Annotated in this window: 28 protein-coding genes; 22 read left to right on the top strand and 6 right to left on the bottom strand. The window is 69.4% G+C overall.

The window, feature by feature from the left end:
• Positions 1-9 precede the first annotated feature (9 nt).
• Positions 10-1,521 (top strand): malonate--CoA ligase, encoded by a 1,512-nt coding sequence (locus I9P22_RS04275; protein WP_199258148.1) that lies wholly within the window; start codon positions 10-12, stop codon positions 1,519-1,521.
• 137 nt (positions 1,522-1,658) lie between these two features.
• On the opposite strand, the gene I9P22_RS04270 is transcribed toward I9P22_RS04275, so the two are convergent.
• Positions 1,659-2,111, bottom strand: coding sequence for an Lrp/AsnC family transcriptional regulator (locus tag I9P22_RS04270; protein WP_199258147.1), 453 nt, complete (start codon positions 2,109-2,111; stop codon positions 1,659-1,661).
• A gap of 161 nt (positions 2,112-2,272) precedes the next feature.
• Here I9P22_RS04270 and I9P22_RS04265 point away from each other — a divergent pair, with 161 nt between their 5' ends.
• The 8 genes from I9P22_RS04265 (at position 2,273) to I9P22_RS04230 (ending at position 10,025) form a co-directional block, all read left to right on the top strand.
• Positions 2,273-2,419, top strand: coding sequence for a hypothetical protein (locus I9P22_RS04265; RefSeq protein ID WP_199258146.1), 147 nt, complete (start codon positions 2,273-2,275; stop codon positions 2,417-2,419).
• A 20-nt stretch (positions 2,420-2,439) separates the two neighbouring features.
• On the top strand, positions 2,440-3,687 hold the full coding sequence (locus I9P22_RS04260) for a 3-methyl-2-oxobutanoate dehydrogenase (2-methylpropanoyl-transferring) subunit alpha (RefSeq protein ID WP_199258145.1): 1,248 nt from the start codon (positions 2,440-2,442) through the stop codon (positions 3,685-3,687).
• A gap of 1 nt (position 3,688) precedes the next feature.
• On the top strand, positions 3,689-4,705 hold the full coding sequence (locus I9P22_RS04255) for an alpha-ketoacid dehydrogenase subunit beta (protein ID WP_199258144.1): 1,017 nt from the start codon (positions 3,689-3,691) through the stop codon (positions 4,703-4,705).
• Position 4,706: 1 nt separating this feature from the next.
• Positions 4,707-6,017: a dihydrolipoamide acetyltransferase family protein gene (locus I9P22_RS04250; RefSeq protein WP_199258143.1), complete on the top strand. Its 1,311-nt coding sequence runs from the start codon at positions 4,707-4,709 to the stop codon at positions 6,015-6,017.
• A 3-nt stretch (positions 6,018-6,020) separates the two neighbouring features.
• The gene (lpdA, locus tag I9P22_RS04245) at positions 6,021-7,409 is read left to right on the top strand and encodes a dihydrolipoyl dehydrogenase (RefSeq protein ID WP_199258142.1); all 1,389 of its coding nucleotides are present in this window, start codon (positions 6,021-6,023) and stop codon (positions 7,407-7,409) included.
• Between the two features lie 114 nt (positions 7,410-7,523).
• Positions 7,524-7,931 carry a YciI family protein gene (locus I9P22_RS04240; protein ID WP_199258141.1) on the top strand — a complete coding sequence of 136 codons (408 nt, stop codon included), beginning with the start codon at positions 7,524-7,526 and terminating at the stop codon, positions 7,929-7,931.
• Positions 7,932-8,001: 70 nt separating this feature from the next.
• Entirely contained in the window at positions 8,002-8,661 is a 660-nt protein-coding gene (locus I9P22_RS04235) for a hypothetical protein (protein WP_199258140.1), read from the top strand.
• A gap of 41 nt (positions 8,662-8,702) precedes the next feature.
• Positions 8,703-10,025, top strand: coding sequence for a hypothetical protein (locus I9P22_RS04230; protein WP_233253201.1), 1,323 nt, complete (start codon positions 8,703-8,705; stop codon positions 10,023-10,025).
• Here I9P22_RS04230 and I9P22_RS04225 read toward each other — a convergent pair.
• The 4 genes from I9P22_RS04225 to I9P22_RS04210 all read right to left on the bottom strand — a co-directional run bounded on the left by I9P22_RS04225 (position 9,997) and on the right by I9P22_RS04210 (position 12,728).
• Positions 9,997-10,548, bottom strand: coding sequence for a hypothetical protein (locus I9P22_RS04225; protein ID WP_199258138.1), 552 nt, complete (start codon positions 10,546-10,548; stop codon positions 9,997-9,999). The two genes, I9P22_RS04230 and I9P22_RS04225, sit on opposite strands and share 29 nt — an antisense overlap.
• A complete protein-coding gene (locus tag I9P22_RS04220; RefSeq protein WP_199258137.1) occupies positions 10,545-11,090 on the bottom strand; it encodes a hypothetical protein in 546 nt (181 codons plus the stop codon). Before I9P22_RS04220 ends, I9P22_RS04225 begins: the two co-directional genes overlap by 4 nt.
• A complete protein-coding gene (locus I9P22_RS04215) occupies positions 11,087-11,662 on the bottom strand; it encodes a hypothetical protein (protein ID WP_199258136.1) in 576 nt (191 codons plus the stop codon). Before I9P22_RS04215 ends, I9P22_RS04220 begins: the two co-directional genes overlap by 4 nt.
• Positions 11,663-11,750: 88 nt before the next feature.
• On the bottom strand, positions 11,751-12,728 hold the full coding sequence (locus tag I9P22_RS04210) for a LysR family transcriptional regulator (protein ID WP_199258135.1): 978 nt from the start codon (positions 12,726-12,728) through the stop codon (positions 11,751-11,753).
• A gap of 166 nt (positions 12,729-12,894) precedes the next feature.
• Here I9P22_RS04210 and I9P22_RS04205 point away from each other — a divergent pair, with 166 nt between their 5' ends.
• From I9P22_RS04205 to aqpZ, 13 genes are all read left to right on the top strand, one after another.
• Positions 12,895-14,067: a muconate/chloromuconate family cycloisomerase gene (locus I9P22_RS04205; RefSeq protein ID WP_199258134.1), complete on the top strand. Its 1,173-nt coding sequence runs from the start codon at positions 12,895-12,897 to the stop codon at positions 14,065-14,067.
• 11 nt (positions 14,068-14,078) lie between these two features.
• Positions 14,079-14,369 carry a muconolactone Delta-isomerase gene (gene catC / locus I9P22_RS04200; RefSeq protein ID WP_199258133.1) on the top strand — a complete coding sequence of 97 codons (291 nt, stop codon included), beginning with the start codon at positions 14,079-14,081 and terminating at the stop codon, positions 14,367-14,369.
• Positions 14,370-14,440: 71 nt separating this feature from the next.
• The gene (catA, locus tag I9P22_RS04195) at positions 14,441-15,379 is read left to right on the top strand and encodes a catechol 1,2-dioxygenase (protein WP_199258132.1); all 939 of its coding nucleotides are present in this window, start codon (positions 14,441-14,443) and stop codon (positions 15,377-15,379) included.
• Positions 15,380-15,506: 127 nt separating this feature from the next.
• Positions 15,507-16,865, top strand: coding sequence for a Rieske 2Fe-2S domain-containing protein (locus I9P22_RS04190; RefSeq protein ID WP_199258131.1), 1,359 nt, complete (start codon positions 15,507-15,509; stop codon positions 16,863-16,865).
• Positions 16,862-17,371 (top strand): benzoate 1,2-dioxygenase small subunit, encoded by a 510-nt coding sequence (benB, locus tag I9P22_RS04185; RefSeq protein ID WP_199258130.1) that lies wholly within the window; start codon positions 16,862-16,864, stop codon positions 17,369-17,371. The genes I9P22_RS04190 and benB overlap by 4 nt, the downstream gene beginning before the upstream one ends.
• Before the next feature lie 36 nt (positions 17,372-17,407).
• Positions 17,408-18,430: a benzoate 1,2-dioxygenase electron transfer component BenC gene (gene benC, locus I9P22_RS04180; protein ID WP_199258129.1), complete on the top strand. Its 1,023-nt coding sequence runs from the start codon at positions 17,408-17,410 to the stop codon at positions 18,428-18,430.
• Entirely contained in the window at positions 18,427-19,206 is a 780-nt protein-coding gene (benD, locus tag I9P22_RS04175; RefSeq protein WP_199258128.1) for a benzoate diol dehydrogenase BenD, read from the top strand. The genes benC and benD overlap by 4 nt, the downstream gene beginning before the upstream one ends.
• Positions 19,207-19,243: 37 nt before the next feature.
• A complete protein-coding gene (locus I9P22_RS04170) occupies positions 19,244-20,572 on the top strand; it encodes an MFS transporter (protein WP_199258127.1) in 1,329 nt (442 codons plus the stop codon).
• A gap of 73 nt (positions 20,573-20,645) precedes the next feature.
• Positions 20,646-21,434, top strand: a complete 789-nt coding sequence (pcaD, locus tag I9P22_RS04165; RefSeq protein ID WP_199258126.1) for a 3-oxoadipate enol-lactonase — start codon at positions 20,646-20,648, stop codon at positions 21,432-21,434.
• Between the two features lie 170 nt (positions 21,435-21,604).
• Positions 21,605-23,149, top strand: coding sequence for a glycoside hydrolase family protein (locus tag I9P22_RS04160; RefSeq protein ID WP_199258125.1), 1,545 nt, complete (start codon positions 21,605-21,607; stop codon positions 23,147-23,149).
• Positions 23,146-23,883 (top strand): HAD family hydrolase, encoded by a 738-nt coding sequence (locus tag I9P22_RS04155; RefSeq protein WP_199258124.1) that lies wholly within the window; start codon positions 23,146-23,148, stop codon positions 23,881-23,883. Before I9P22_RS04160 ends, I9P22_RS04155 begins: the two co-directional genes overlap by 4 nt.
• A 46-nt stretch (positions 23,884-23,929) precedes the next feature.
• Positions 23,930-25,216 carry a glycosyltransferase gene (locus I9P22_RS04150; RefSeq protein WP_199258123.1) on the top strand — a complete coding sequence of 429 codons (1,287 nt, stop codon included), beginning with the start codon at positions 23,930-23,932 and terminating at the stop codon, positions 25,214-25,216.
• A 195-nt stretch (positions 25,217-25,411) separates the two neighbouring features.
• Positions 25,412-26,098, top strand: coding sequence for an aquaporin Z (aqpZ, locus tag I9P22_RS04145; protein ID WP_199258122.1), 687 nt, complete (start codon positions 25,412-25,414; stop codon positions 26,096-26,098).
• 69 nt (positions 26,099-26,167) lie between these two features.
• On the opposite strand, the gene I9P22_RS04140 is transcribed toward aqpZ, so the two are convergent.
• Positions 26,168-26,728, bottom strand: coding sequence for a biotin transporter BioY (locus tag I9P22_RS04140; protein WP_199258121.1), 561 nt, complete (start codon positions 26,726-26,728; stop codon positions 26,168-26,170).
• Between the last annotated feature and the right edge of the window lie 27 nt (positions 26,729-26,755).

Genomic DNA, 26,755 nt, shown 5'->3' with positions numbered 1-26,755 from the left:
GGATGACTCATGAGTGACAATCTGTTCGACCTTCTCGCCGCCGGCATCCGCGACCCCGAAGCCCTGGCCATCGAGACCCAGGCGGGCGAGCGCATCCGCTACGCCGACCTCATCGCCCGCAGCGGCCGCATGGCCAATGCGCTGGCGGCCTTCGGCGTCCAGCCCGGCGACCGGGTGGCGGTGCAGGTCGAGAAATCGGTTCAGGCGATCATCCTCTATCTCGCCACCCTGCGGGCGGGCGCGGTGTTCCTGCCGCTGAACACCGGCTACACCCCCGCCGAGATCGGCTATTTCCTGGGCGATGCCGAGCCCCGGGTCTTCGTCTGCGATCCCGCCCGGCAAGAGGCGCTGCGCGCGCCCACCGAGGCTGCCGGCGCCCGCATGGTGACGCTGGATGCCGAGGGCCGGGGCAGCCTGACCGAGGCCGCCGAGGCCGCGCCCGAAACCTTCGCCACCGTGGCCCGCGACAGCGACGACCTGGCCGCGCTGCTTTACACCTCGGGCACCACGGGCCGCTCCAAGGGCGCGATGCTGACGCATGGCAACCTGGTCTCGAATGCCCAGGTGCTGCGCGAAGCCTGGCGCTTTACCGCGCAGGACGTGCTGATCCACGCCCTGCCGATCTTCCACACCCATGGCCTGTTCGTCGCCACCAACGTGGTGCTGTTCTCGGGCGCCTCGATGATCTTCCTGCCGAAATTCGACGTCGACCGGATCTTCGAGGCGATGGCCCGCGCCACCGTGCTGATGGGCGTGCCGACCTTCTATGTCCGCCTGCTTCAGGACGACATGCTGAACGCCGAGACCACGGCCAACATGCGGCTCTTCGTCTCGGGCTCGGCGCCGCTGCTGGCCGAGACGCATCGCGAATGGCAGGCCCGCACCGGCCACGCGATCCTGGAACGCTACGGCATGACCGAGACGAACATGAACGCCTCGAACCCCTATGACGGCGAGCGCATCGCCGGCACCGTGGGCCTGCCGCTGCCCGGGACCGAGATCATCGTCACCGACCCCGAAACCGGCGCCGAACTGCCGCGGGGCGAGATCGGCATGATCGAGGTGCGCGGCCCGAACGTCTTCAAGGGCTATTGGCGGATGCCGGAAAAGACCGCCGCCGAGCTGCGCGACAACGGCTTCTTCATCACCGGCGACCTGGGGAAATTCGACGAGCGCGGCTATCTGCACATCGTCGGCCGCGGCAAGGACCTGATCATCACCGGCGGCTACAACGTCTATCCCAAGGAGATCGAGACCGAGATCGACGCCCTGCCCGGCGTGGTCGAATCCGCCGTCATCGGCCTGCCGCATCGCGATTTCGGCGAGGCGGTGACGGCGGTGGTGGTCCCCACCGGCCGCCCCGCCCTGACCGAATCCCAGGTGCTCGCCCCGCTGGAAGGGCGGCTGGCGAAGTTCAAGCAGCCCAAGCGGGTGCTGTTCGTGGACGAACTGCCGCGCAACACCATGGGCAAGGTGCAGAAGAACCTGCTGCGCGACCGTTTCGCCGGGCTCTACGACTGAAGCCCTGCACCGCTTCGGAAACGGTCACGCGCCCGCCCCGCGCCGGCGCGTGACCTCCGCCGGGCTTCTTCATTCCCCAAATACGCACGGCACCACGGCCCCGCTTCGCCCTTTCCCGACCGTCCGGCCCAGCGCCGTCACACCGGCAAGGGCCGCTCGCTCAGGATGTCGCGCAGGCCGATTCGCGTCGACAGGTGCTGGACACCTGGCAGCGGCAGCAGCTGCTCCTTCAACAACAGCTCGAAGGCGCGCAGGTCGCGGGCGACGATTTCCAGCATGTAATCCTCGTGCCCGGTCAGCAGCGCGCAGCCGACCACCTCGGGGATACGCGCCACGGCCGCCTCGAAATCCGGCAGCGTGTGCTTGTCGTGGATCTTCAGCGTCACCATGCACCAGGCCCGCACCTGCAGCCCCATCGCCAGCCGGTCCAGCCGGTAGCGGCGGCCGGCCAGGATGCCCGCCTCCTGCAGGGCCTGCATGCGCTTCCAGCAGGGCGTGTGGCTCAGCCCCACGCGCTCGGCGATCTCGCGGATCGACAGGTCGTCCCCTCTCTGGATCACCTGCAGAATCCGGCGGTCCGTTTCGTCCATCCAGCCATTCCCGTGACATCTGTCCCCTGAAACGACGTCTTTATAGGATATGATTGCAAATTCCAGTGCCGCGGGCCTGAAAAAAGCAACACCTGTCTTCGCATTCCCGGATTATCCTGACCTTCACCGGACCCAGATCCGGGCGCTCGGGGGAGGAGTGCATGATCCAGAACGACATTGTCTGGCCGTGGGGCCTGCTGCGGCGGCGGATGCGCCGCGATGCCGGCGCACCCGGCTCGGCAATCGCCCCATCCCGCACCGCCCGACGCAACCAGCCGCCGCGATCCGGCATTATCCCTTCAGCGTAACCCACGGAGCCGCCACGACCATGCCCGATCCAGACGCGCTTCCCCCGCTTAGCCTGACGGTCCCGGAACCCGAGGTCCGGCCCGGCGGCCAGCCCGATTTCTCGCATGTGGCGATCCCGCGCGCCGGCACCGTCCGCCGCCCGCCGGTCGATGCCGACCCCGAGGAGATCCGCGACCTCGCCTTCACCATCATCCGGGTGATGAACCGCGAGGGCGAGGCGGTCGGACCCTGGGCCGAGGCGCTGGACTTCACCCCCGATGACCTGCTGGAAGGCCTGCGCCACATGATGACGCTGCGCATCTATGACGCGCGGATGCTGAACGCGCAGCGCCAGCAGAAGACCAGCTTCTACATGCAGCACCTGGGCGAGGAAGCTATTTCCTGCGGCTTCCAGCGCGCGCTCGCGCCGGGCGACATGAACTTCCCGACCTACCGGCAGGCCGGGCTGCTGATCGCCGCCGGCTATCCGCTCAGCGCGATGATGAACCAGGTGTTCTCCAACGCCGAGGATCCGATGCGCGGCCGCCAGTTGCCGGTCTGCTATTCCTCGCGCGAGCATGGTTTCTTCACCATTTCGGGCAACCTTGCGACGCAATACATCCAGGCGGTGGGCTGGGCCATGGCCTCGGCGATCTCGGGCGACCGCAAGATCTCGGCGGCCTGGATCGGCGACGGCTCGACGGCGGAAAGCGACTTTCACGCCGCGCTGGTCTTCGCCTCGACCTACAAGGCGCCGGTGGTGCTGAACGTGGTCAACAACCAGTGGGCGATCTCGACCTTCCAGGGCATCGCGCGGGGCGGTTCGGGCACCTTCGCGGCGCGCGGCCTCGGCTTCGGCATCCCCTCGCTGCGGGTGGACGGCAACGACTATCTCGCGGTGCTGGCGGTGGCGAAATGGGCAACGGAACGCGCCCGGCGCAACCTCGGCCCGACGATGATCGAATATGTCACCTATCGCGCCGGCGGACATTCCACCTCGGACGACCCCTCGGCCTATCGCCCGGCCGAAGAAAGCAATGCCTGGCCGCTGGGCGACCCGATCCTGCGGCTGAAGAACCACCTGATCCGGCTGGGCGTCTGGAGCGACGACCGCCATGCCCAGGCCGAGGCCGAGATCCTGGCCGAGATCACCGCCGCGCAGAAGCGCGCCGAGGCCATCGGCACCCTGCATCACGGCCAGCACCCGAGCCCGGTGGACATGTTCGAGGACGTCTATGCCGAAATGCCGCCGCATCTTCTGAAGCAACGTCACGAGGCGGGGTTCTGACATGGCACGCATGACGATGATCGAGGCCATCCGCGACGCGCTGGACGTGGCCATGGGCGCCGACCCCCGCGTGGTGGTGTTCGGCGAGGACGTGGGCTATTTCGGCGGCGTCTTCCGCTGCACCGCCGGCCTGCAGGCGAAATACGGCAAGACCCGCTGCTTCGACACGCCGATCAACGAATCCGGCATCGTCGGCGCCGGCATCGGCATGGCCGCCTATGGGCTGAAGCCGGTGGTCGAGATCCAGTTCGCCGACTACGTCTATCCCGCCTATGACCAGATCGTGTCCGAGGCAGCGCGGCTGCGTTACCGCTCGGCCGGGCAGTTCACCTGCCCGATGGTGGTGCGCATGCCGACGGGCGGCGGCATCTTCGGCGGCCAGACCCACAGCCAGTCGCCCGAGGCGCTGTTCACCCATGTCACGGGGCTCAAGACCGTGGTGCCCTCGAACCCGCGGGACGCCAAGGGGCTGCTGCTCTCGGCCATCGCGGATCCCGACCCGGTGATCTTCCTGGAACCGAAGCGGCTCTACAACGGCCCCTTCGACGGCCATCACGACCGCCCGGTCACCGCCTGGAAGACCCACGAGCTGGGCGAGGTGCCCGAGGGGCATTACACCGTGCCGCTGGGCAAGGCGGTGGTGCGCCGCCAGGGCCAGGCCGCGACAATCCTGACCTATGGCACCATGGTCCATGTCGCGCTGGCGGCAGCGGCCGAGTCGGGCGTCGATGCCGAGGTGATCGACCTGCGCACCCTGCTGCCGCTCGACATGGAGACGGTGGCGGCCTCGGTCAGCAAGACCGGCCGCTGCCTGGTGCTGCACGAGGCGACGCTGACCTCGGGCTATGGTGCGGAACTGGCGGCGCTGGTGCAGGCGGAATGCTTCTGGCATCTGGAAGCGCCGATCCGGCGGGTGGCGGGCTGGGACACGCCCTATCCGCACACCCATGAATGGAGCTATTTCCCCGGCCCCGCGCGGGTGGCCGAGGCATTGCGTCAACTGGTCGAGGTGGCCTGACATGGGTATTCACGCAATCCGCATGCCCGATATCGGCGAAGGCATTGCCGAGGCCGAGATCGCCGAATGGCTGGTCAAGCCCGGCGACGTCCTGCGCGAGGACGACCCGATGGTCGCGGTGATGACCGACAAGGCCACGGTGGAAATCCCCTCGCCCGTCACCGGCACCGTGGTCTGGCAGGCCGGCCAGCCGGGCGACGTGATCGCCGTCGGCGCCGAGCTGGTGCGGCTGGAGGTGGACGGGCCGGGCAACGTCGCCAGCGATGCCGAGACCCCGGCGCCGGCAGAAGCGTCGGGATCGTCGCGGCAGGCCGAGACCGCGCCGCCCGATCCCGAACCGGCGGAGGCGAAGGCCGAAACCGAGCCCCGGCACGAACCGGAACCCGAAGCGCCGGCCCCGAAACCGGCGGTCAGGCCCGCCGCCGCCTCGGCCGCGCCGCTGCGGCCCGAGGGGGAAAAGCCCATCGCCTCGCCCTCGGTCCGGGCGCGGGCGCGCGAGGCCGGGGTGGACCTGCGGCTGGTGCGCGGGTCGGGTCCCGCCGGCCGCATCGGGCACGAGGACCTGGACGCCTTCATCGCCTCGGGCGGCATTCCCGCGCCCTCGGGCCCGCAGCCCGACAACACGGTCGAGGAGATCCGCGTCATCGGCTTGCGCCGCAAGATCGCCGAGCGCATGGAGGCCGCGAACAGCATCCCGCAGATCACCATCGTCGAGGAAGTGGACGCCACGGCGCTGGAAGAGCTGCGTGCCCGGATGAACGCCCATGGCAAGGGGCCGAAGCTGAACCCCCTGGCCTTCATCGCCCGCGCCATCGTGCGCGCCGTGCATGAGCAGCCGATCCTGAACGCGCATTACGATGCCGAGGCGCGGCTGATCCGCCGCTTCGGCGCGGTGCATCTGGGCATCGCCGCGCAGACGCCCACGGGCCTGATGGTCCCGGTCGTGCGCCATGCCGAGGCGCTGGACCTGCGCGCCACCGCGGCCGAGATCGCCCGCATCGGCAATGCCGCCAAGGACGGCACGGCGAAACGCGACGAGCTCAGCGGCTCGACCATCACCATCACCTCGCTGGGCCCCTTGGGCGCCATCGCCTCGACCCCGATCCTGAACGTGCCCGAGGTCGCCATCGTCGGCGTCAACCGGCTGGCGGTGCGACCCCACTGGAACGGCGCGGCCTTCGAGCCGCGCAAGATGATGAACCTGTCCTGCAGCTTCGATCACCGGGTGATCGACGGCTGGGACGCCGCCGTCTTCGTGGCGCGGCTGAAAGAGCTGCTGGAGACCCCGGCGCTGATCTTCGTGGAGGGCTGAGCGATGCGCGAGATCCAATGCAGGCTGCTGGTCATCGGCGCCGGCCCCGGCGGCTATGTCTGCGCCATCCGCGCCGGGCAGCTGGGCGTCGATACGGTCATCGTCGATGCCGAGCCGCCGGGGGGCACCTGCCTCAACGTCGGCTGCATCCCCTCCAAGGCGCTGATCCATGCGGCCGAGGAATTCCACCGCCTGACCCAGCTTGCCGCGACGCCGGCCATGGGCATCTCGGCCGGCGGCGCGACGCTGGACCTGGCCGCCACCATGGCCTGGAAGGACGGCATCGTCGAGCGCCTGACCGGCGGCGTGGCGACGCTTCTGCGCAAGGCCAAGGTGCGGCTGGTGACCGGCCGGGCCACGGTGCGCGACGGCAAGACCGTGCTGGTCGAGACGCCCGAGGGCCCGGTGCAGATCCGCACCGAGGTCCTGGTCATCGCCACCGGCTCGGAGCCGATCGAGGTGCCGGCCCTGCCCTTCGGCGGCAAGGTGATCTCCTCGACCGGGGCGCTGGCGCTGACCGAGGTGCCCGAGCGGCTGGCCGTGGTCGGCGGCGGCTATATCGGGCTGGAACTGGGCATCGCCTTCGCCAAGCTGGGCTCACAGGTCACGGTGGTCGAGGCCGCGCCGCGCATCCTGCCGCAATATGACGCCGAGCTGACCCGGCCGGTGGCGCAGCGCCTGACCCAGCTGGGCATCCGCGTGCTGACCGGGGCACGGGCCGGCGGGCTGTCGGACAGCGGCGCGCTGCGCGTCGCCGGCGTGGACGGGGCCGAGGACATCGCCGCCGACAAGGTGCTGGTGACGGTCGGCCGCCGCCCGCGCGCCACCGGCGCCGGGCTGGACGGGCTGCGGCTGGACATGGCCGGCCCCTATATCCGCATCGACGAGCGCTGCCGCACCTCGATGACCGGGGTGCTGGCCATCGGCGACGTGACCGGCGAGCCGATGCTCGCCCATCGCGCCATGGCCCAGGGCGAGATGGTGGCGGAACTGGTCGCGGGCCAGCCCCGGGTCTGGGACAAGCGCGCCATCCCGGCGGTCTGCTTCACCGATCCCGAGATCGTCAGCGTCGGCCTGTCCCCCGACGAGGCCAAGGCCCAGGGCCAGGACGTCGTGACGGGCCTGTTCCCCTTCGCAGCCAACGGCCGGGCGATGACGGCGGGCGACGAGGCGGGCTTCATCCGCGTCACCGCCCGGCCCGACACGCATGAGGTGCTGGGGATCCAGGCCGTCGGCGCCGGCGTGGCCGAAATGGCGGGCGGCTTCGCGCTGGCGCTGGAGATGGGCGCAAGGCTCGAAGACATCACCGGCACCATCCACGCCCACCCGACCCGCGGCGAAGCGCTGCACGAGGCCTGCCTGCGCGCCCTGGGTCACGCGCTGCACATCTAGCCGCCCGGCCGCCGCGCGGAAATTTCTTCGCGCGGCTGTCGGAATCCATGCCCGCCGATCGTTCCTTGGTCCTTGCATCCGACGCGATGCTCAACCCGAGGAAAGGAGATCGCCATGCGCGTCATGGTATTGGTCAAGGCCAGCGAGGAGAGCGAGGCCGGCGTCATGCCGACCACCGCCGAACTGGACGAGATGACCCGCTTCAACGAGGAACTGACCACGGCCGGCGTGATGCTGGCCGGCGAGGGGCTGCATCCCAGCGCCCGCGGCCATCGCATCCGCTTCGGCGCGGACGCGCCGCAGGTTCTCGACGGACCCTTCGCCGCAACCGGGGAGCTGGTGGCGGGCTTCTGGCTCTGGCAGGTCGCCTCGATGCAGGAAGCGCTGGACTGGGCGAGAAAGGCCCCGTTCCGCGACGGCGAGCTGGAGCTGCGCCCGATCTTCGAAGCCGAGGATTTCGGCGCCGAGCTGACCCCCGAGCTGCGCGCCCGCGAGGCGGAATTGCGCCGCAAGCAGGGCTAGCCGGCGCAAATCCCTCTGGCGCCGTGCCGTCGGGGGATGGGATAAAGGCCCATCACGGCGGGGGTGGAGGATGCGCTATTTCGATTTCAGCTCGTGGCAGGGGATCCTGACGACGCTGCTGGGCCTGGCGCTGTTCACGCTGATCGGCGTGGGCATCCGGGTGCTGATGCTGCTGACCATCCAGCAGCGCCAGCAACGGATGAACCGCCAGATCAACGAGCGCCTGCGCACCCTGATCGCCGCCTACAAGGTGCTGGGCGGGTCATTCACCGGCGAATTGCTGGTCGATCCGACGCATCTGCGCGACCTGCGGCAAAGGGCGCAGGAGGCGGGCGCCGAGGAAGCCGCCGGCTCGGACCGCTCCCGCCGCATCCGCGACGCGGTCGAGGCGGCGCTGTCGGACATCATCCTGCTGGGCACCGAGGACCAGGTCCGCATGGCCAGCCAGGCCGCCACCGAGATGGCCGCGGGCCGGCCGATCCACACGGCCGAACTGGTGGCATCGCTGCGCGACTTCATCCGCAAGGCGCTGGACCTCGCGCCGGTGCCCGGCGACGTGACCATTCCGCTGCAAGGCCCGGCGCGCCAGCCCGGCGGCTCGTCCCGGGGCGGGCGCGGCGAATCCGGCGGCAAGGGCGGAGGCGGTGGGGGCGGAGGCGGCATGGGCGGCGGGACAGGCATGGGCATGGGGCTTGGCCTTGGCCGCCACGCCGACGACGCCCAGCCCTGACCCGGCTTGCGATGCGCGGGCGATCCTGCAATCCTGCGGCCATGACCGGGGACCTGCATATCCTGCGCCAGCATGTCCTGCTGGCGGCGCGGCTGTTTCGGGACTACGGCGCGGTGCTGGCCGCCACCTGGCTGGCCGGCGACCTGGTGGGCCGGGTGCTGATGATGCTGGCGGTCGAGATCGGCTTCGCCGACCGGCTGGCCGGGCTGATCGCGCTGGTGCCGGTGATCCTGCTGCAGCTGGTATTGTTCGTCGCCATGTTCGTCATCCTGCGCGACGGGCTGCCGGTGCTGCGCTTTCGCGCCAGGCGCCGCCGCGAGGCGCCGACCGCGGGGGAAGACGCAGCCGAAGCTCCGGGCATCGGCATGCTGGCCGGGGCGCTGCTGGCGGTGCTGATCCCGTTCTACGGCTATTATGCCGGCTGGGGCCTGCTCGGGAACACGCTGCGCGACTATTCCAAGGCGTTCCTGTCCACCTCGATGGAGCGCATCGACTTTACGGAGGTCTCGCCCGAGCGCGCACCCACCGCGCTGGAGGTGCAGAGCACGCTCTGGGTGGTGGTGGCGGTGCTGCTGATCTGGGCGATCCGGCGCGGCGCCAAGGCCATGCACAAGCGCAGCGAGGCCGGGATCTGGCCGCTGCTGGTCGTCGCCTGCGAGGCGAGCTGGGCGGTGCTGGGCCTTTACGTCATCTCGGGCTGGCAGGAGGGCTTCGTCGCGTGGCTGGCCCAGCTGCCCTCGCCCGGCGAGCTGTGGCAGAACCTGTTCCCGCCGGCCGCGGCCGAGGTCGTCGATGCCGCGCGCCGCCCGGTGGACTGGCCGCCCGTGTTCCAGCCCTGGCCCTGGCTGACCCGGCTGTTCTGGTATGCGCTGCTGCCGCTGATCTGGTTCAACCTCGGCGCCATCGTCTATGGCCACGACCTGAACATGATGTCCGAGGAGACGCGGCGCTCGGCCGGCAAGGTGCTGGACCGCTGGCAGGGGCTGCCGAAGCCGCTGACCGATTTCCTGGGGCATTTCTGGGCCGGGCTGGTCAGGCGCTGGCATGCGGTGGCGAACGGCGTGCTGCTGGCCGGGTCGGCGGGCTTCGCGCTGACCGTCTCGGTGCTGGTGCTGTGGCGGCTGGCCGACTGGGCGGGCCGCTGGGCCTGGGTCGGGCTGGCCGAGCTGATCGGGCCGCAGGACCTGTCGGTCTGGGAGGTGGCGCAATATCCGCTGGGCCTGCTTTTCGGCGCGCCCGGCCAGCCGCAGGGCGGGGTGCTGGTCTGCGTCGTGCAATTCTGCATCCTCGCCGCCGGGCTGGAACTGGCCGGGCGGGCGCAGGCGGCCCGCGCCGCTAGTGCAGGTCGCGCAGAACCGGCTTGACCGGGAATTCCAGCGCCTCGGGCCGCGTCCCCCAGGCCGAGACGCGCAGCCGCGCGCCCTTCAGCAATTCGGCAGGCACCAGGAAAATCTGGTCCGACAGGAACTCCTGCCCGTCCGGCGGCGCGTCATGGGGGACGGGGTTGCAGCGCCCGTTGTCCTCGCCGTCGGGGGAAAGCACCCGGACGGCACCCGCGGAATCGGCGCTGATCAGCGGCAGCCAGACCCGATCCGCCGCATCGCGCAGGCTGACGTCGCAGCCGGTCCAGCCCTGCCGCGCCGGTTCGGGACCGCGCAGCGCCAGACGGACCAGCACCAGCGCCCGCTCGGACAGGTCGGGCGCGGTGCCCGCCCAGACCTGATCGACCCGGACATGCACGCCGCGCAGCCCGGCCCCCGCCGCGCCGGCCTGCACCACCCGCCATTCGCGGGCGCGGCGCAGGTCGGTGATCTCGGTCCAGCCCGCGACCACGACGTTGGCAAGCAGCAGGACCGCGGCAAGGATGATCCACAGCAGATGTCTCATGGTTCGAACCGGATGATCGGCTGGCGCTCGGGCAGGGCCGGCGGTGCCAGATACAGGGCACTGTCGAAAACCGCGATGAAACCGCCCGTCAGCACCAGCGCACCGCCCGCCACCTCGTCCTCGGGCAGCTCGAAGACCGCGACGGCGCGGTTGCTCAGGCCGGGCTGGAACCAGCGGCTTTCCAGCCCGCGCGGAATGCCCTCGGCGCGGCGCGACAGCGCATAGCGCCGCCCGCTCGCCCCCTGCCAGACCGCATCGAGGCGCTGCGAGGCCAGCCTGGCCTCGGCCTCGATCTCGGCGACCAGGAAAACGCCGTCGCTGTCGCGCACCAGGTCGCGGCTGAAATGCCGGAAGGCGATGCGGTCGGCCAGGCGCAGGCCGGTGAAACGGGCGCGAAAGCTGCGCGCCTCACCCGTCCCGCCCGCCGCGACATGGTGGCGGAAGGGCTGCACGACACTGTTGTAGTCGGGGGCGGTCTGCATCATTCCGCCCAGCAGCGCGGCCCCGGCCAGCACGATGGCAATGCGACCCGGCCAGATCATGGCGCGCCCTCGGGCATGATGGTCATGCGGGCGGCGGGCTGGAACAGCAGCCAGTTCGACATGCCGTAGAGATTGTCCCTGAGCTTGAAGATCTGCCGGTGGAAGGTCAGCGAGACCGGGCCGGGCTGCCAGTCCGGCGGAAGCTGCCAGGCCAGCGTCACCCGCTCGGCCAGGCGCGGATGCAGCTGCGCCAGCAGCTCGCCGTCGCGGTCCAGCGTGACCTCGGGCTCGGGCCAGACCACACCGCCGGAGGCAAGCTCGGGCGGATGCGGCGGGAAGCCGAAGACCGCGAACTGGGACTCTCCGGTCAGGTTCAGCAGCCGGGCGCGCAGCAGCAGCCGCCCCGGCTCGCCCGCGCGTTCCGGCGGCGCCAGCGACAGGGACAGCGGCGTGATCTCGGTCCGGCCCTGATCGACCGCCTGCCCAAGGGTCACCGCCGGCGGTTCCTGCGGCGCACGGGCATCCTGGACCTTCAGCCACAGGCCGACCAGCACTGCGGCCGCGACCCCGACCGAGGCCGCGAGGCGCAGCCTCAGACGCCGAAGCAGAGAGGTCCGTCGCGTTTCCGTCATGCCGGGATTACGCCCGGGGGTCCGCGCCTGCACAAGCTTGGGGTGAAAGCCATCGGCGCGATTCCGCCGGAACCCGCTGCGCGCCGCCCTATTTGGGCCTGCCGCGGCCAGGCGCGGCGAAGGGATCGGCCATGTCGGCGATGTCCGGCGTGGCGATGTTGTTGCTGTGCAGCCAGGGCGGCGCCTCGGCATACATCTCGCGGATCAGGTCCTTGATCAGCGCCAGGATGCGCGAATTGTCCCCGGCGCGGTGGTTCATGATCACCGGCGAGGTTGCGCGCGTGCCCTCGACAGGCCGATAGACCAGGTCCGAGCGCATCTGCCGCGCCGAGGAGGGGATGACGCAAAGCCCCGCCTCGGCCGCCACCAGCCCCAGCGCGGTCTGGATCTCGCGCACCTCGACCACCTCGGCGGGGCGCACTTCCTGGTCCTGCAGCAGCTGCATGACATGGTCGGCATAGCTGGGCCGCGGCTCCTTGGGATAGAGGATCAGCGTCTGGCCGGCCAGCGCCGCCAGCGGCAGGGGCGCGTCCTGGTCGGCCAGCGGCGTGCCGGGCGGCAGGGCGACGACCAGCCGCTCCTCGCGCAAAAGCGTGCCGACCACGTTCGGATCGCTGTGCCGCAGCCGGCCGAAACCCACGTCGATACGCCCCTCCTTCAGGGCGGGGATCTGCTGCACCGACAGCATCTCCAGCAGCCGGATATCCAGTTCGGGCGCGCGGTGGCGCAGCTTGCGGACCAGCGAGGGCAGCCCCCCGTAAAGCGTCGAGGCCACGAAGCCGATCGAGAACACGCTGTTCTGGTTCAGCCCCACCCGGCGCGTGGCGTCCTTCATCTGGTCGACGCGGCCCAGCACCTGCAGCGCCTGTTCATAGAACAGCCGCCCGGCATCGGTCAGCTGCACCGGGCGGCTCTTGCGCAGGATCAGCGTCACGCCCAGCTCCTCCTCCAGCAGCTGGATCTGCCGGCTCAGCGGCGGCTGGGCGATGTGCAGCGTCTCGGCGGCACGGGTGAAGTTCCGCTCGCGCGCCACGGCCACGAAATAGCGCAACTGCCGCAGATCCATGCGCCCCCCTTCTGTCCGGCAAGCGAAACTTGCGCCTGATTTGGGTATCCGTCAGCGGATCAATCCGCTGATATGCGGGATAATTCACAGCATAATACCTTCAGCGCATGGTATCAAACCCAAACGGTGTTGGACGGACGCACCGCCGGGCCGCAATCTTGGCGGCATGAACCAGACATTCGCACCCCTCGCCCCGACCACCGCCGTCAGCCCGGTCATCGACCGGGTCGAGACCATCCTGGTCGATCTGCCCACCATCCGGCCGCACAAGCTGTCGGTCGCCACGATGAACGGCCAGACCCTGATGCTGGTGAAGATCCGCTGCAGCGACGGCGTGATCGGCATCGGCGAGGGCACGACCATCGGCGGGCTGGCCTATGGCGGCGAAAGCCCCGAAAGCATGAAGCTGGCCATCGACACCTATGTCGCCGCCGCCATGCTGGGCCAGGACGCGACCCGCATCCAGGCGCTGATGGCGCGCATCGGCAAGCTGGTCAAGGAGAACCGCTTCGCCAAAAGCGCCGTCGAGACCGCGCTGCTGGATGCCCATGGCAAGCGGCTGGGCCTGCCGGTCAGCGAGCTGCTGGGCGGGCGGCGCCGCGACCGGCTGCCGGTTGCCTGGACGCTGGCCTCGGGCGACACCGCCCGCGACATCGCCGAGGCCGAGGAGATGCTGGACCGGCGCCGCCACCGCATCTTCAAGCTGAAGATCGGCGCTCGCGCGCTGCGCGAGGACGTTGCCCATGTTGCCGCGATCAAACGCGCGCTGGGGGACCGTGCCGCAGTGCGCGTCGATGTGAACATGGCCTGGAGCGAGACCGAGGCCACGCTTGGCATGGCGGCGCTGGCCGATGCCGGCTGCGAGCTGGTCGAACAGCCGGTGGCTTCGGCGGCGGCTCTGGGGCGGCTGGTGCGCCGCTTCCCCACGGCGCTGATGGCCGATGAATCGCTCTCGGGCCCGGAATCGGCCTTCGAGCTGGCCCGGGTCCACGGCGCCGATGTCTTTGCCGTCAAGATCGAGCAATGCGGCGGCCCGTTCAACGCCCTGCGCGTGGCGGCCATCGCCGATGCGGCCGGGATCGGCCTTTACGGCGGCACCATGCTGGAAGGCGCGGTCGGCACTGTCGCCTCGGCCCATGCCTTCTCGACCTTCGCCAACCTGCAATGGGGCACCGAGCTGTTCGGCCCCTTGCTGCTGACCGAGGAGATCCTGCGCGCGCCGCTGGATTACAGCGATTTCGAACTGACCGTGCCCTCGGGCCCCGGCCTTGGCATCGAACTGGACGAGGACCGCGTGGCCTTCTTTGCCCGCGACGGTTTCCGTCGCAAGACCAACTGAGGAGGTCCGCCATGCTGTTCCATGTTCGGATGGACGTGAAGATCCCCTACGACCTGCCGCACGAGCAGGTGGCCGAGATCCTCGCCCGCGAAAAGGCCTATTCCCAGGAATTGCAGCGCAGCGGCAAGTGGCGCCACATCTGGCGGCTGGCCGGCGAATACGCGAATTTCAGCGTCTTCGAGGTGCAGGACAACGCCGAGCTGCACGAGATCCTGTCCGGCCTGCCGCTGTTTCCCTTCATGCAGATCGCGGTGACGCCGCTGCTGCGCCACCCGTCCTCCATCCGCGAGGATGACCGCTAGACCGCCCTTCCCCGGCGCCGGCGGAGGAGCCGGCCCGTCCCAGTTTCCACGAGAATCCAGGAGGAGAGACCATGACTGTGAAGATTTTCGACCGGCCCGACGTGCAGGATTTCCTGAAGGTGCTGAGCGGCCTGACCAATGACGACGGCGATGCGCGCATGAAGCAGATCGTGCACCGGCTGATGTCGGACCTGTTCAAGGCCATCGACGATCTGAACATCACCCCCGACGAATACTGGACCGGCGTGGCCTGGCTGAACGACATCGGCGCCGCGGGACAGGCGGGCCTGATCTCGCCCGGCCTCGGCGTGGACCATTTCCTGGACGAGCGGCTGGACGCCATCGACGCGGCGCTGGGGATCGACAACCCGACGCCCCGCACCATCGAGGGGCCGCTTTATGTCGCCGGCGCCCCGGAATCGGTGGGCTTTGCCCGGCTGGACGACGGCACCGACGCCGACGGCCACACGCTGATCATGCACGGGGTCGTGCACGGCGCCGACGGCCAGCCGCTGCCCGGCGCCAAGGTCGAGATCTGGCATTGCGACACCCGCGGCTTCTATTCGCATTTCGACCCGACCGGCAAGCAGGCGCCCTTCAACATGCGCCGCACCATCATCGCCGACGAGAACGGCCGCTACAAGTTCCAGAGCATCCTGCCCAGCGGCTATGGCGTGCCGCCCGGCAGCCCGACCGAGCGGCTGCTGAGCGCGCTTGGCCGCCACGGCCAGCGCCCGGCGCATATCCACTTCTTCATCAGCGCCGACGGCCATCGCAAGCTGACCACCCAGATCAACATCGAGGGCGATCCACTGATCAACGACGATTTCGCCTATGCCACCCGCGAGGGACTGGTGCCGAAAGTCGTCGAGCGCGACGACGAGGCCAGCATCCACGCCAACAACCTGAACGGCCCCTTTGCCGAGATCGAATTCGACATCCACCTGACCGCGCTGGTCGATGGCGTCGACAACCAGGTCAACGAGAACCGCAAGCGCACCGCCGCCTGACGGACCCGGGCGGGCGCCTGTCCCCAGCGGCCGGCGCCTGCACCCAGCCTGAACCCACCCTTCAATCATCACCGACATCGACCGGGACAGCCGCCTGCGCGCCGCCATCCCGGAGGGAGGAGCCATCATGTCCGCGATCATCGACAAGGCCCGGGACCTGGACCGCCTGCTGGACATCGCCGTGCAGGACGACAGCGAGGCCGGCCTGTTCCGCTGCCGCCGCGACATCTTCACCAACGAAGACCTCTATGCGCTGGAAATGAAGCACATCTTCGAGGGCAACTGGGTCTATCTGGCGCATGAAAGCCAGATCCCCGAGGTGAACGACTATTACACCACCTTCATCGGCCGCCAGCCCATCGTCATCACCCGCGACAAGACCGGCACGCTGAACGCCGTCATCAACGCCTGCGCCCACAAGGGCGCCATGCTGTGCCGCCGCAAGCAGGGCAACAAGGGCAGCTTCACCTGTCCCTTCCACGGCTGGACCTTTTCCAACACCGGCAAGCTGTTGAAGGTCAAGGACGCCAAGACCACGCAATACCCCGAGCAGTTCAACACGGACGGCTCGCACGACCTGACCCGCGTGGCGCGCTTCGACAGCTATCGCGGCTTCCTGTTCGGCAGCCTGAACCCCGATGTCGCCCCGCTGGAGGAATATCTGGGCGAGACCCGCACCATCATCGACCAGATCGTCGACCAGGCCCCCGAGGGGCTGGAGGTGCTGCGCGGCAATTCCTCCTATATCTACGACGGCAACTGGAAGCTGCAGATGGAGAACGGCTGCGACGGCTACCACGTCAGCTCGGTGCATTGGAACTACGCCACCACCATGGACCGGCGCAGCGAGACCGGCACCAAGGCGGTGGACGCCAACAGCTGGTCGAAATCGGTCGCCGGCGTCTATGGCTTCGAGAACGGCCATATCCTGCTGTGGACCAACACGAAGAACCCCGAGGTGCGGCCGATCTGGAACCGCCGCGACGACCTCGTCGCCCGCCTGGGCGAGGAGAAGGCGGGCTTCATCGTCAACCAGACCCGCAATCTTTGCCTCTATCCGAACGTGTTCCTGATGGACCAGTTCAGCACCCAGATCCGCGTCGTGCGCCCGCTTTCCGTGGACAGGACCGAGGTCACCATCTTCTGCTTCGCCCCCAAGGGGGAAAGCGCCGAGGACCGCGCCCACCGCATCCGGCAATACGAGGATTTCTTCAACGTCTCGGGCATGGGCACCTCGGACGATCTGGAAGAATTCCGCGCCTGCCAGACCGCCTATGCCGGCACCGTGGCGCTGTGGAACGACATGTCGCGCGGCGCGCCGCTGTGGATCCACGGTCCCGACGAGAACGCCCGCCGCATGGGGCTGAACCCGCTGATCTCGGGCGAGCGCAGCGAGGATGAGGGGCTGTTCGTCTGCCAGCACGAGCATTGGGCCAAGGTCATGCGCAGCGCGCTCGCGACCGAGAAGCAGGGAGAAGCGGCATGAGCCTGGATCACACCGCCACCCGCCTCGACTACAACGCCATCTGCGCCTTTCTCTACCGCGAGGCCCGGCTGCTCGACGACCGGCAATGGGACGAATGGCTGACCTGCTATGCACCCGATGCCAGCTACTGGATGCCGGCCTGGGACGACAACGACCAGATCACCGAGGATCCGCAATCCGAGATCTCGCTGATCTACTACCCGAACCGCGAGGGGCTCGAGGACCGGGTGTTCCGCATCAAGACCGAGCGTTCGGGCGCATCCACGCCCGAGCCGCGCACCAGCCACACGGTCAGCAATGTCGAGGTCATCGCCGAGCGCGGGGACGAAGTGGACGTGCGCTACAACTTCCTGACGCTGAACCACCGCTACAAGGTCACCGACCAGTTTTTCGGCACCATCTTCGTCACCCTGCGCCAGGCGGACGGGGGGCTGGCGATCTCGGCCAAGAAGATCGTGCTCAAGAACGACTACATCCGGCAGGTCATCGACGTCTATCACGTCTGACCGCCGACCCAGCACAAACGCGAGGAGGAGGCGAGCATGTGCTATCGCATCGCATTGAATTTCGAGGACGGCGTTACCCGCTTCATCGACTGCAAGCCGGGCGAAAAGGTGCTGGACGCCGCCTTTCGCAACAAGATCAACCTGCCGATGGACTGTTCCGACGGCGTCTGCGGCACCTGCAAGTGCCGGGCCGAAAGCGGCGCCTATGACATGGGCGAGGACTATATCGAGGACGCCCTGACCGAGGACGAGGCCGCCGAGGGGCTGGTGCTGACCTGCCAGATGGTGCCGTCCAGCGATTGCGTGCTGGCGGTGCCGACCAGCGCCGGCGCCTGCAAGACCGGCCAGCAGAAATTCGCCGCCACCGTCACCCGGATCGCGCCGCAGGCCGATGCCGCCGTGGTGCTGGAAATGCAGGTCGAGGGCGAGCCGCCCGCCTTCCTGCCCGGGCAATATGTCAACATCGACGTGCCGGGCAGCGCGGGCAACCGCTCCTATTCCTTCAGCAGCGCGCCGGGCGAGGCGGACCTGGGCTTCCTGATCAAGAAGATCCCCGGCGGGCTGATGAGCACCTGGCTGGACCGCGCCGCCCCCGGCGACCGGCTGGAGCTGACCGGGCCGATGGGCAGCTTCTATCTGCGCGACGGTGAACGTCCGCTGCTTTTCCTGGCCGGCGGCACCGGGCTTGCGCCCTTCCTGTCCATGCTCGAAGTGCTGGCCCGCGCCGATGCGCAGCAGCCCGTGCATCTGGTCTATGGCGTGACCCGCGATCTCGACCTGGTGCTGGTGGACGAGCTGGCGGCCTATGCCGAGCGGCTGCCGAATTTCAGCTATGACACCGTGGTCGCCGACCCGGATTCGGCGCATCCGCGCAAGGGTTGGGTCACGCAGCACATGCCCGAGGCGATGCTGGCGGCCGGCGAGGTCGACATTTATCTGTGCGGCCCGCCGGCCATGGTCGATGCGGTGCGCCATTACCTCGACGACAATGGCATCCGGCCCGCCAGCTTCCATTACGAGAAATTCACCCCCAACGCGCCCCTGAAGGCCAGCGCATGAGCGGGCGGGTCTTCGACGGCCGCTTCGCCGGCAAGGTTCTGGTCGTCACCGGCGCGGCGCAGGGCATCGGCCGCGCCGTCGCCAGCCGCGCCGCGGCCGAGGGCGGGCGGGTGCTGTTCGTGGACCGCACCGATTTCGTGGCAGAGGTGGCGGCCGAGTCCGGCGCCCGGGCCTTCTGCGCCGACCTGGAAACCTGGGACGGCGCCGAGGCGGCGATGAACGAGGCGGCGCGCGTCTATGGCGGCATCGACATCCTCATCAACAATGTCGGCGGCGCCATCCGCATGCGGCCCTTTGCCGAATTCGAGCCCGGCCAGATCGACGCCGAGATCCGCCGCTCGCTGATGCCGACGCTCTATTGCTGCCGGGCGGTGCTGCCGCATCTCATGGCGCGCGGCGGCGGCACCATCGTCAATGTCTCGTCGAATGCGACCCGCGGCATCCATCGCGTGCCCTATTCGGCGGCCAAGGGCGGCGTCAACGCCATCACCCGGTCGCTGGCGATGGAGCTGGCCGGACAGAACATCCGCGTCACCGCCACCGCCCCCGGCGGCACCGAGGCGCCGCCGCGCCGCATCCCCCGCAATGCCCTGGGCGACACGGCCGCCGAACGGGCCTGGATGGCCGAGGTGGTCGAGCAGGTGACGCAATCCAGCCTGATGAAACGCTATGGCACGATCGACGAACAGGTCGCGCCGATCCTGTTCCTGGCCTCGGACGAGGCCTCCTACATCACCGGCTCGGTCCTGCCCGTCGCCGGGGGCGACACCGGCTGACCGCGATCTCGACAAACACAACACAGGGAGGAAGGAAATGCGCAACATAGACGTGAGCGAGGCGATAGACAAAAGCCCGTTCGGCCGCTTCCAATGGATGGTGGTCGCGCTTTGCGGCACGCTGCTGGTCGTCGATGGCTACGACGTGTTCGTGGCCGGCACGGTGCTGCCGACGCTGATCGCCGAATGGGGCCTGACCAAGCCGCAGGCCGGCGCGCTGCAGGCCTGGGCGCTGTTCGGGATGATGTTCGGCGCGCTGGTCTTCGGACCGCTGGCCGACCGGATCGGCCGCAAGAAGGGCATCGGCATCAGCTTCCTGCTGTTCACCTCGGCCACGCTGCTGACCGGCTTCGCTGACACGCCCGGCCAGTTCAAGGTGTTCCGCTTCATCGCCGGGCTGGGCTGCGGCGGGCTGATGCCCAATGCCGTGGCGCTGATGAACGAATATGCCCCCAGGCGGCTGCGCGGCACCATGGTGGCGCTGATGTTCTCGGGCTATTCGGTCGGCGGCATGGTCGCGGCCTGCCTGGGAATCGGGATCATCCCCAGCCTGGGCTGGCAGCCGATGTTCTTCGTCGCCGCGCTGCCGCTGCTGCTCTTGCCGCTGATCCTGTGGCGGCTGCCGGAATCGCTGGGCTTCCTGATCCGGCAGGGCAAGCAGGACCAGGCGCGGCGCATCTTCGCCCGCATCGCCCCCGAGGCGCTGGCCACCGGCGACACGCTGGTCTTTACCGAAAGCAAGGCCGCCCGGGCCTCGGTGGCCGAACTGTTCCGCCACCAGCAGGCGCTGCGCACGCTGATGCTGTGGATCGCCTTCTTCTGCTGCCTGCTGCTGGTCTACCTGCTGTCCTCGTGGCTGCCCAAGGTGCTGCAAGAGGCCGGCTATGCCGAGCGCGCCAGCCTGCTCAGCCTGTTCTCGCTGAACTTCGGCGGCATGGCCGGGGCCATCGCCGGCGGCTGGCTGGGCGACCGCTTCGGGCTGCCGAAGGTGGTGATCGGCTTCTTCGCCGCCGCCGCGCTGTCGATCGCCCTGATCGGCGCCACCCCTGCCTCGGGGCTGCTGTTCGCGCTGGTCTTCGTCGCCGGGGCCACGACCATCGGCACGCAGATCCTGCTCTATGCCAGCGTGGCGCAGCTTTACACGCTGTCGATCCGCTCGACCGGCCTCGGCTGGGCCTCGGGGGTGGGCCGGGTCGGCGCCATCGTCGGGCCGACCCTGGGCGGGGCGCTGCTGGCCCGGCAACTGCCGCTGCAGCAGAATTTCCTGATCTTCGCCATTCCCGCGGCGATCTCGGCGGTGGCGATGCTGGTCTTTGCGCTCAGCAACGCCCGGCGGGCCGAGACGGCCAGCCTCGCCGCTGCCTGACCTGACCGCACATCCCTGCCGGCGCCCGGCCTTGTTCCCGGGCGCCGGTGCCATCACAGCAAGGGTTCCCGCCATGCCGCATCTCGACCTGGCCACGCATCGCCTGCATTACCGCATCGACGGCCGGATCGAGGACCGGCCCTGGCTGATGTTCTGCAACTCGCTGGGCACCGACCTGCGGATGTGGGACGCACAGGCGGCGGTCCTGGCGCGGGATTTCCGCATCCTGCGCTATGACCGGCGCGGCCATGGGCTGTCCGGCACCCCGGCGGGCCCCTATGAGCTTGCCGATCTGGGCCGGGATGCGCTGGCGCTGCTGGATGCGCTGGGGATCGCCCGCACGCATTTCTGCGGCCTGTCCATCGGCGGGCTGGTCGGGCAATGGCTGGCGCTGCACGCCGGCGACCGGCTGGACCGCATCGTGCTTTGCGCCACCGCCGCCCGCATCGGCAGCCCCGAGACCTGGGCGGCCCGCGCGGCCGAGGTCCGGGCGAACGGCCTTGCCGGCCTGGTCGAGGCCACGGCCGAACGCTGGTTCAGCCCCGGCTTCGCCGCCGCGCAGCCGCAACTGGTCGGAACCATCCTCGCGCGTTTCGCCGCCACCTCGGTCGAAGGCTATGCCGGCTGCTGCGCGGCCCTGGCCGGGGCCGACCTGCGCGACCGGCTGGCCGGGATCGCCGCGCCGCTGCTGGCGATCTCGGGGGCCGAGGATCCGGTCTGCCCGCCCGCCGATCTGCAGGCCATCGCCGCCGGCGTCCGGCACGGCCGGCACCTGTCGCTGCCAGGCCGGCATATCGTGAACCTGGAATCGGCCCCGGCCTTCAACGCCGCCCTGGCCGGGTTCCTGGCCGGGCCGGGCTGACCGCCACCCCCCCCGGCCCCCGACCCCCGGACCCGCCACCGGGACGAAAACCCCCGCCCGCTGCCCGATGCGTGGCCCGCACGGCCTGCCGCTTATGCAACCGGCCAGGCCCGCCGCCGCCGGCCAGAAAACGGGTTTACCTTTGGACCCGGCTTCGGCAAGTTCGGGGCATGTATGCTTCGCACGGCTTCCTGCGCTCGGATATCGGCGACGTCGACGTGGTGTTTCACGAGGGCATCTATCATCTCTTCCACCTCGTCCTGCCGAACCACGATTTCATCGCCCATGCGGTCAGTTCGGACGGGCTGTCCTGGCGGCGGGTGAAGAACGCCTTCTTCGTCGGCGATCCCGGCGCATGGGACGACGACATGCTCTGGACCATGCATGTCACCCCCGACCCCGAGCGGCCGGACCAGTGGCGGATGTTCTATACCGGCCTGACCCGGGCCGAGTTCGGCCGCATCCAGCGGGTCGGCATGGCGCGATCCCCGGATCTGTATACCTGGACGCGCTGCGGCGACCCCTACCCGCTGGAGATCGGCGGCCCGCATTACGAATCCGGCATCGACGAGGGGCGCTGCTGGGTCAGCTTCCGCGACCCGTTCTTCTTCCACGAGCCGGAAACCGGCGCCCGGCTGCTGCTGGCGGCGGCGCGGGTCAAGGACGGGCCGGTGATCCGTCGCGGCTGCGTCGGCCTGGCGCGCGAGGTCGCGTCGGACCGCTTCGAGTTCGGCGCGCCGCTGCACCGGCCCGGGCTTTACGACGATATCGAGGTGCCGAACCTCTTTCGCTTCCACGGCCGCTATTACCTGATGGGCTCGATCCGCGAGGATACCAGGATCCATTACTGGTATGCCGACGGGATCGACGGGCCCTACGAGAATTTCAGCGACGACGTGCTGCTGCCGCATGGCAACTATGCCGGCCGCATCTGCCGGGCCGGCGACCGGCTGCTGCTGTTCAGCTTCTTCAGCAAGACCGAGCTGCTGATCAACGGCCATGAATTCATCAAGCGCCTGCTGCCGCCCCCCAAGGAGATCGTCGCCCTGCCCGACGGCCGGCTGCGGCTGAAATCCTTCCACGGCTTCGACGCGCTGGTGACCGACCGGCTGGCCTTCGGCAACGCCGCCGAATGCCGGCTGCTCTGCGGCAATCCAACCGCCCGGGCCGAGACCCGCGGCGAGCGGCTGTTCATCGGCAGCCGCAGCGGCTTCGAGGCCTTCCTGCTGCCCGGCCAGCACGACGAGTTCCGCCTGCGGGCCGAGCTGACCATCGAGGGACCGGGCAAGACCGGCCTGATCCTGCGCGCCAGCGACGAGGGCGACGGCTATCACCTGTCGCTGGACTGCATGAACGGCATCGCGCAGATGCGCGCCTGGGGCGCCAATCCCACGCCGGAATTCGAGCACGCCTTCCGCTACCAGCCGCTGCAGGAGGCGCGCTTCCGCGGCGCGGCGCACGGGCCCTGGCGCATCGAGCTGGTCGCGCATGGCACCTATCTGGAACTGTCGATCGACGGCCATGTGGTGCTGTGCCTGGTCGATGACAGCTTCCTGTCCGGCGCCGTGGGCTTCTGGACCGAATCCGCGGAGCTGGGCCTGCGCGAGGTGACGCTGGAAACCCTCAGCCGGCCGGTCAGCGAACACGCACCCGAAATGGTCTATACCACCACCCAGGCGCCCGAGATGCTGGCCGCCGCCGGGGCCGGCGAATGAACCAGCCGGCCGGCCATGGGCCCTGGCTTCTGGTCAGCGATGTCGACGACACGCTGACCGGCGACCGCGCGGCGCTGGAACGGCTCTGGGCGGCGATCCGGCGCCACCCCGGGCGGCTGCGGCTGGCGCTGAACTCGTCGCGGCCGGCGGCCAGCGTCGATGCCACCCTGACGCAAGAGTTTCCCGCGGATTTCGTCCCCGACGCCATCATCACCGGCATGGGCACCGAGATCCGCGTCGCCGGCGCCTGGCTTTCGGACTGGTCGGACCGTTTCCGGGACTGGCCGGCGCAGGCGGTCTTCGCCCTGGTCGCCGGCATGGGCTTCGCCCCGCACCCGGCCGAGTTCCTGACGCCCGGCAAGCTCAGCTTCGCGGTGCCCGATGCCGCGGCGCGCGACCGGGTGCTGCTGGCGCTGGCCGAGGCCGGCCTGCCGGTGCGGGCGGTGTTTTCCGGGCAAGGCGATCTCGACCTGCTCGCCCCCGGCGCCGGAAAGGACACGGCGGCGCGGTTTCTTGCCGAAAGGCTGGGCATTCCGGCCGAGCGCATGGTGGTGGCCGGCGATTCGGGAAACGATCTGGCGCTGTTCGACGTTGGGTTTCGCGCCATTGCCGTCGGCAACGCCCGGCGGGAACTGATCGAGGCCATGCCCCGGGGCAAGAGCTATCGCGCCCGGGCGCCCCATGCGGCGGGCGTCCTCGAGGGGCTTGTCGCCCTGGGCATCCTGCCCGGCTGACCCCGGGCCGCACCAGGAAGGCCGCAACAAGAGAGGAGACGAGAGCATGGCCCAATCCGTGGGTTCGCTGCTGATGATTTCATTGCATGGCTATGTCGCGGGCTCGCCCGAACTGGGCAAGCCCGATACCGGCGGCCAGGTGGTCTTCGTGCTGGAACTCGCCAAGCGTTTCGCCCGCCTGGGCTACCGGGTCGACGTGATGACCCGCCGCTTCGAGGATCAGCCTGCCGAGGACATCGTCAACGACAACCTGCGCATCTGGCGCATCCCCTTCGGCGGCCCGGACTTCATCCGCAAGGAGGACATGCACGACTGGTATGGCGATTTCATCACCAACGCCCTGGCCGCCATCCGCCGCCGCGAGCTGCGCTACGACGTGGTCAACAGCCATTACTGGGATGCCGGGGTCTGCGGCCAGAAGATCGCCGAGGAATTGCAGATCCCGCATATCCACACCCCGCATTCGCTGGGCTGGTGGAAGAAGCACGACATGCGCGGCGCCACCGCCGAGGAGATGGCCGGCTACCGTTTCGACGAGCGCATCCAGAAGGAATTCGTGCTCTATCGCAATTGCGACCATATCATCGCCACATCGGAGCAGCAGGTCGAGCTGATCTCGGCCGAATATGCGCTGCCGCGCGAGCATATCACCATGATCCCGCCCGGCATCGACGAGAACCGCTTCACCCCGGCCCCGCCCGACAAGGTGGCGGCGGCGCGGGCGCGGCTGAACATCGGGCCGAACGATGTCTATGTCGTCGGCCGCGCCGCCGAGAACAAGGGCTATGACCTGATCATCCAGGCGCTGCCGGCGCTGAAGGTGCTGCAGCCCCAGGCACGGCTGGTCCTGGCCGCGGGCGGCAATTCCGAGGCCGACCTGGCGCTGATCGACGACTGGAAGGCGGTGGCCGCCCGGGCCGGCGTGGCCGATGCCATCGACTGGCGCGGCTATGTCCCCGACGAGGAGCTGGTGGACCATTACCGCGCGCCCGGGGTTTTCGCCCTGCCCTCGCGCTACGAGCCCTTCGGCATGACCGCGGTCGAGGCCATGGCCTGCGGCACCCCCACGGTGATGACCATCCATGGCGGGCTGCACGAGCAGGTGGAATTCGGCCGCCACGCGCTGGTGGCCGATCCCAAGCGGCCCGAGGAATTCGCCGCCATGATCAACATGGCGCTGCAGTATCCCTGGCTGCGCGAGGTGCTGGCGGTCGAGGGCGCCCGCTTCGCCCGCCGGGTCTTCGGCTGGACCGGCATCGCCCGCCGCACCATCGCCGTCTTCGAGCAGTTCCGCGGCCGCTACGACGCCTATCAGGCCGATTTCCAGCCCTAGCGGCAGCCGCCTGCCCGGCCGCCGCGGGAACTCCGGCGGCCGGGCCTGGCGACGTCGCGGCGGGCGATGCGGCGCCGATGCGGGGGCCAGCCGAATTTTCTTGCCAAAATTCGGGACTTGCGCTGCACTTCGTCCTGGCTCCGGCACCGCTTGGCGAGGCCGCCGGCCGCGATTTCAAGAATGGAGTTCCTGATCATGCATAAGCAACTGGCCGCCGAGACGGTTGGCACATTCTGGCTGGTCTTCGGAGGCTGCGGCAGCGCCATCCTGGCCGCCGCCTTTCCCGACCTGGGCATCGGCTTCGCCGGCGTGGCGCTGGCCTTCGGCCTGACGGTGGTGACCATGGCCTATGCCGTGGGCGGCATCTCGGGCGGGCATTTCAATCCCGCCGTCTCGGTCGGGCTGACCGTGGCCGGCCGCTTCCCGGCGGCGCGGCTGCTGCCCTATATCGCCGCGCAACTGGTCGGCGCCGTGCTGGCCGCCGCGGCGCTCTACCTGATCGCCTCCGGCCAGGCCGGCTTCGCGCCGGGCGGCTTCGCGGCCAACGGCTATGGCGAACATTCGCCCGGCGGCTATTCCCTGACCTCGGCCCTGGTGATCGAGATCATCCTGACCGCGATCTTCCTGTTCGTGATCCTGGGCACCACGCATGGCCGGGCGCCGGCCGGCTTCGCGCCGCTGGCCATCGGCCTGACCCTGACGCTGATCCACCTGATCTCGATCCCGGTGACGAATACCTCGGTCAACCCGGCGCGCTCGACCAGCCAGGCGCTGTTCGCCGATGGCTGGGCGCTGGGGCAGCTCTGGCTGTTCTGGGTGGCGCCGCTGGTCGGCGCGGTGCTGGGCGCGCTGGTCTGGAAGGCGGTGGGCGAGACGGACTGAGCCGCGCTTCCCCGAAACCGGCCCGGGCGGCATGATTCCGGCCGCCCGGATACCCCGCCCCAATCCGCGTCAGGAGGCGCCGTCGCGGCGCTGCCAGGCGATGCTTTGCGGCCGCACCTGCGCCAGAACCTGCACCAGCAGGCCGGTCACCACCGCCTTCAGCAGGTCGCCGGGGATGAAGGCCGCCGACAGCAGCGTCGCCTCGGCCAGCGATTTCTTCAGCGCGATGGCCATCCCGGCGATGCCGAAAACGTAAAGCACCAGCACGCCCCCCAGCACCGCGCCCAGGCCGGCGGCAAGGCCCGCATGGCGGATGCCGGATTTCTCGACGAACAGGCCGGTCACGGCGGCGGCGGGGATCCAGCCCAGCAGGAAGCCGGTGGTCGGCGCCATGAACACGCCCAGCCCGCCGCGCCCGCCGGCCAGCAAGGGCAGGCCCAGCGCCACCAGCAGGATGAACAGCAGGCAGGCGGCGACGCCGCGCTTCCAGCCCAGCACCGCGCCCGCCAGCATCACCCCCAGCGTCTGGGCCGAAATCGGCACGCCGAAGCCCAGCGTGATCGCCGGCACCAGCCCCAGCGCCGCGATCAGCGCCGCGAACATCGCCACATGGGCAAGGTTTCTTTCCATTCCCCGAACCTTTCTATCGAAGCTCTC

The organism is Paracoccus binzhouensis (assembly GCF_016446475.1).
Taxonomy (GTDB): domain Bacteria; phylum Pseudomonadota; class Alphaproteobacteria; order Rhodobacterales; family Rhodobacteraceae; genus Paracoccus; species Paracoccus binzhouensis.
Note: the sequence above shows the minus strand (reverse complement) of the source record. Positions and strands in the feature narration are given on the sequence as shown.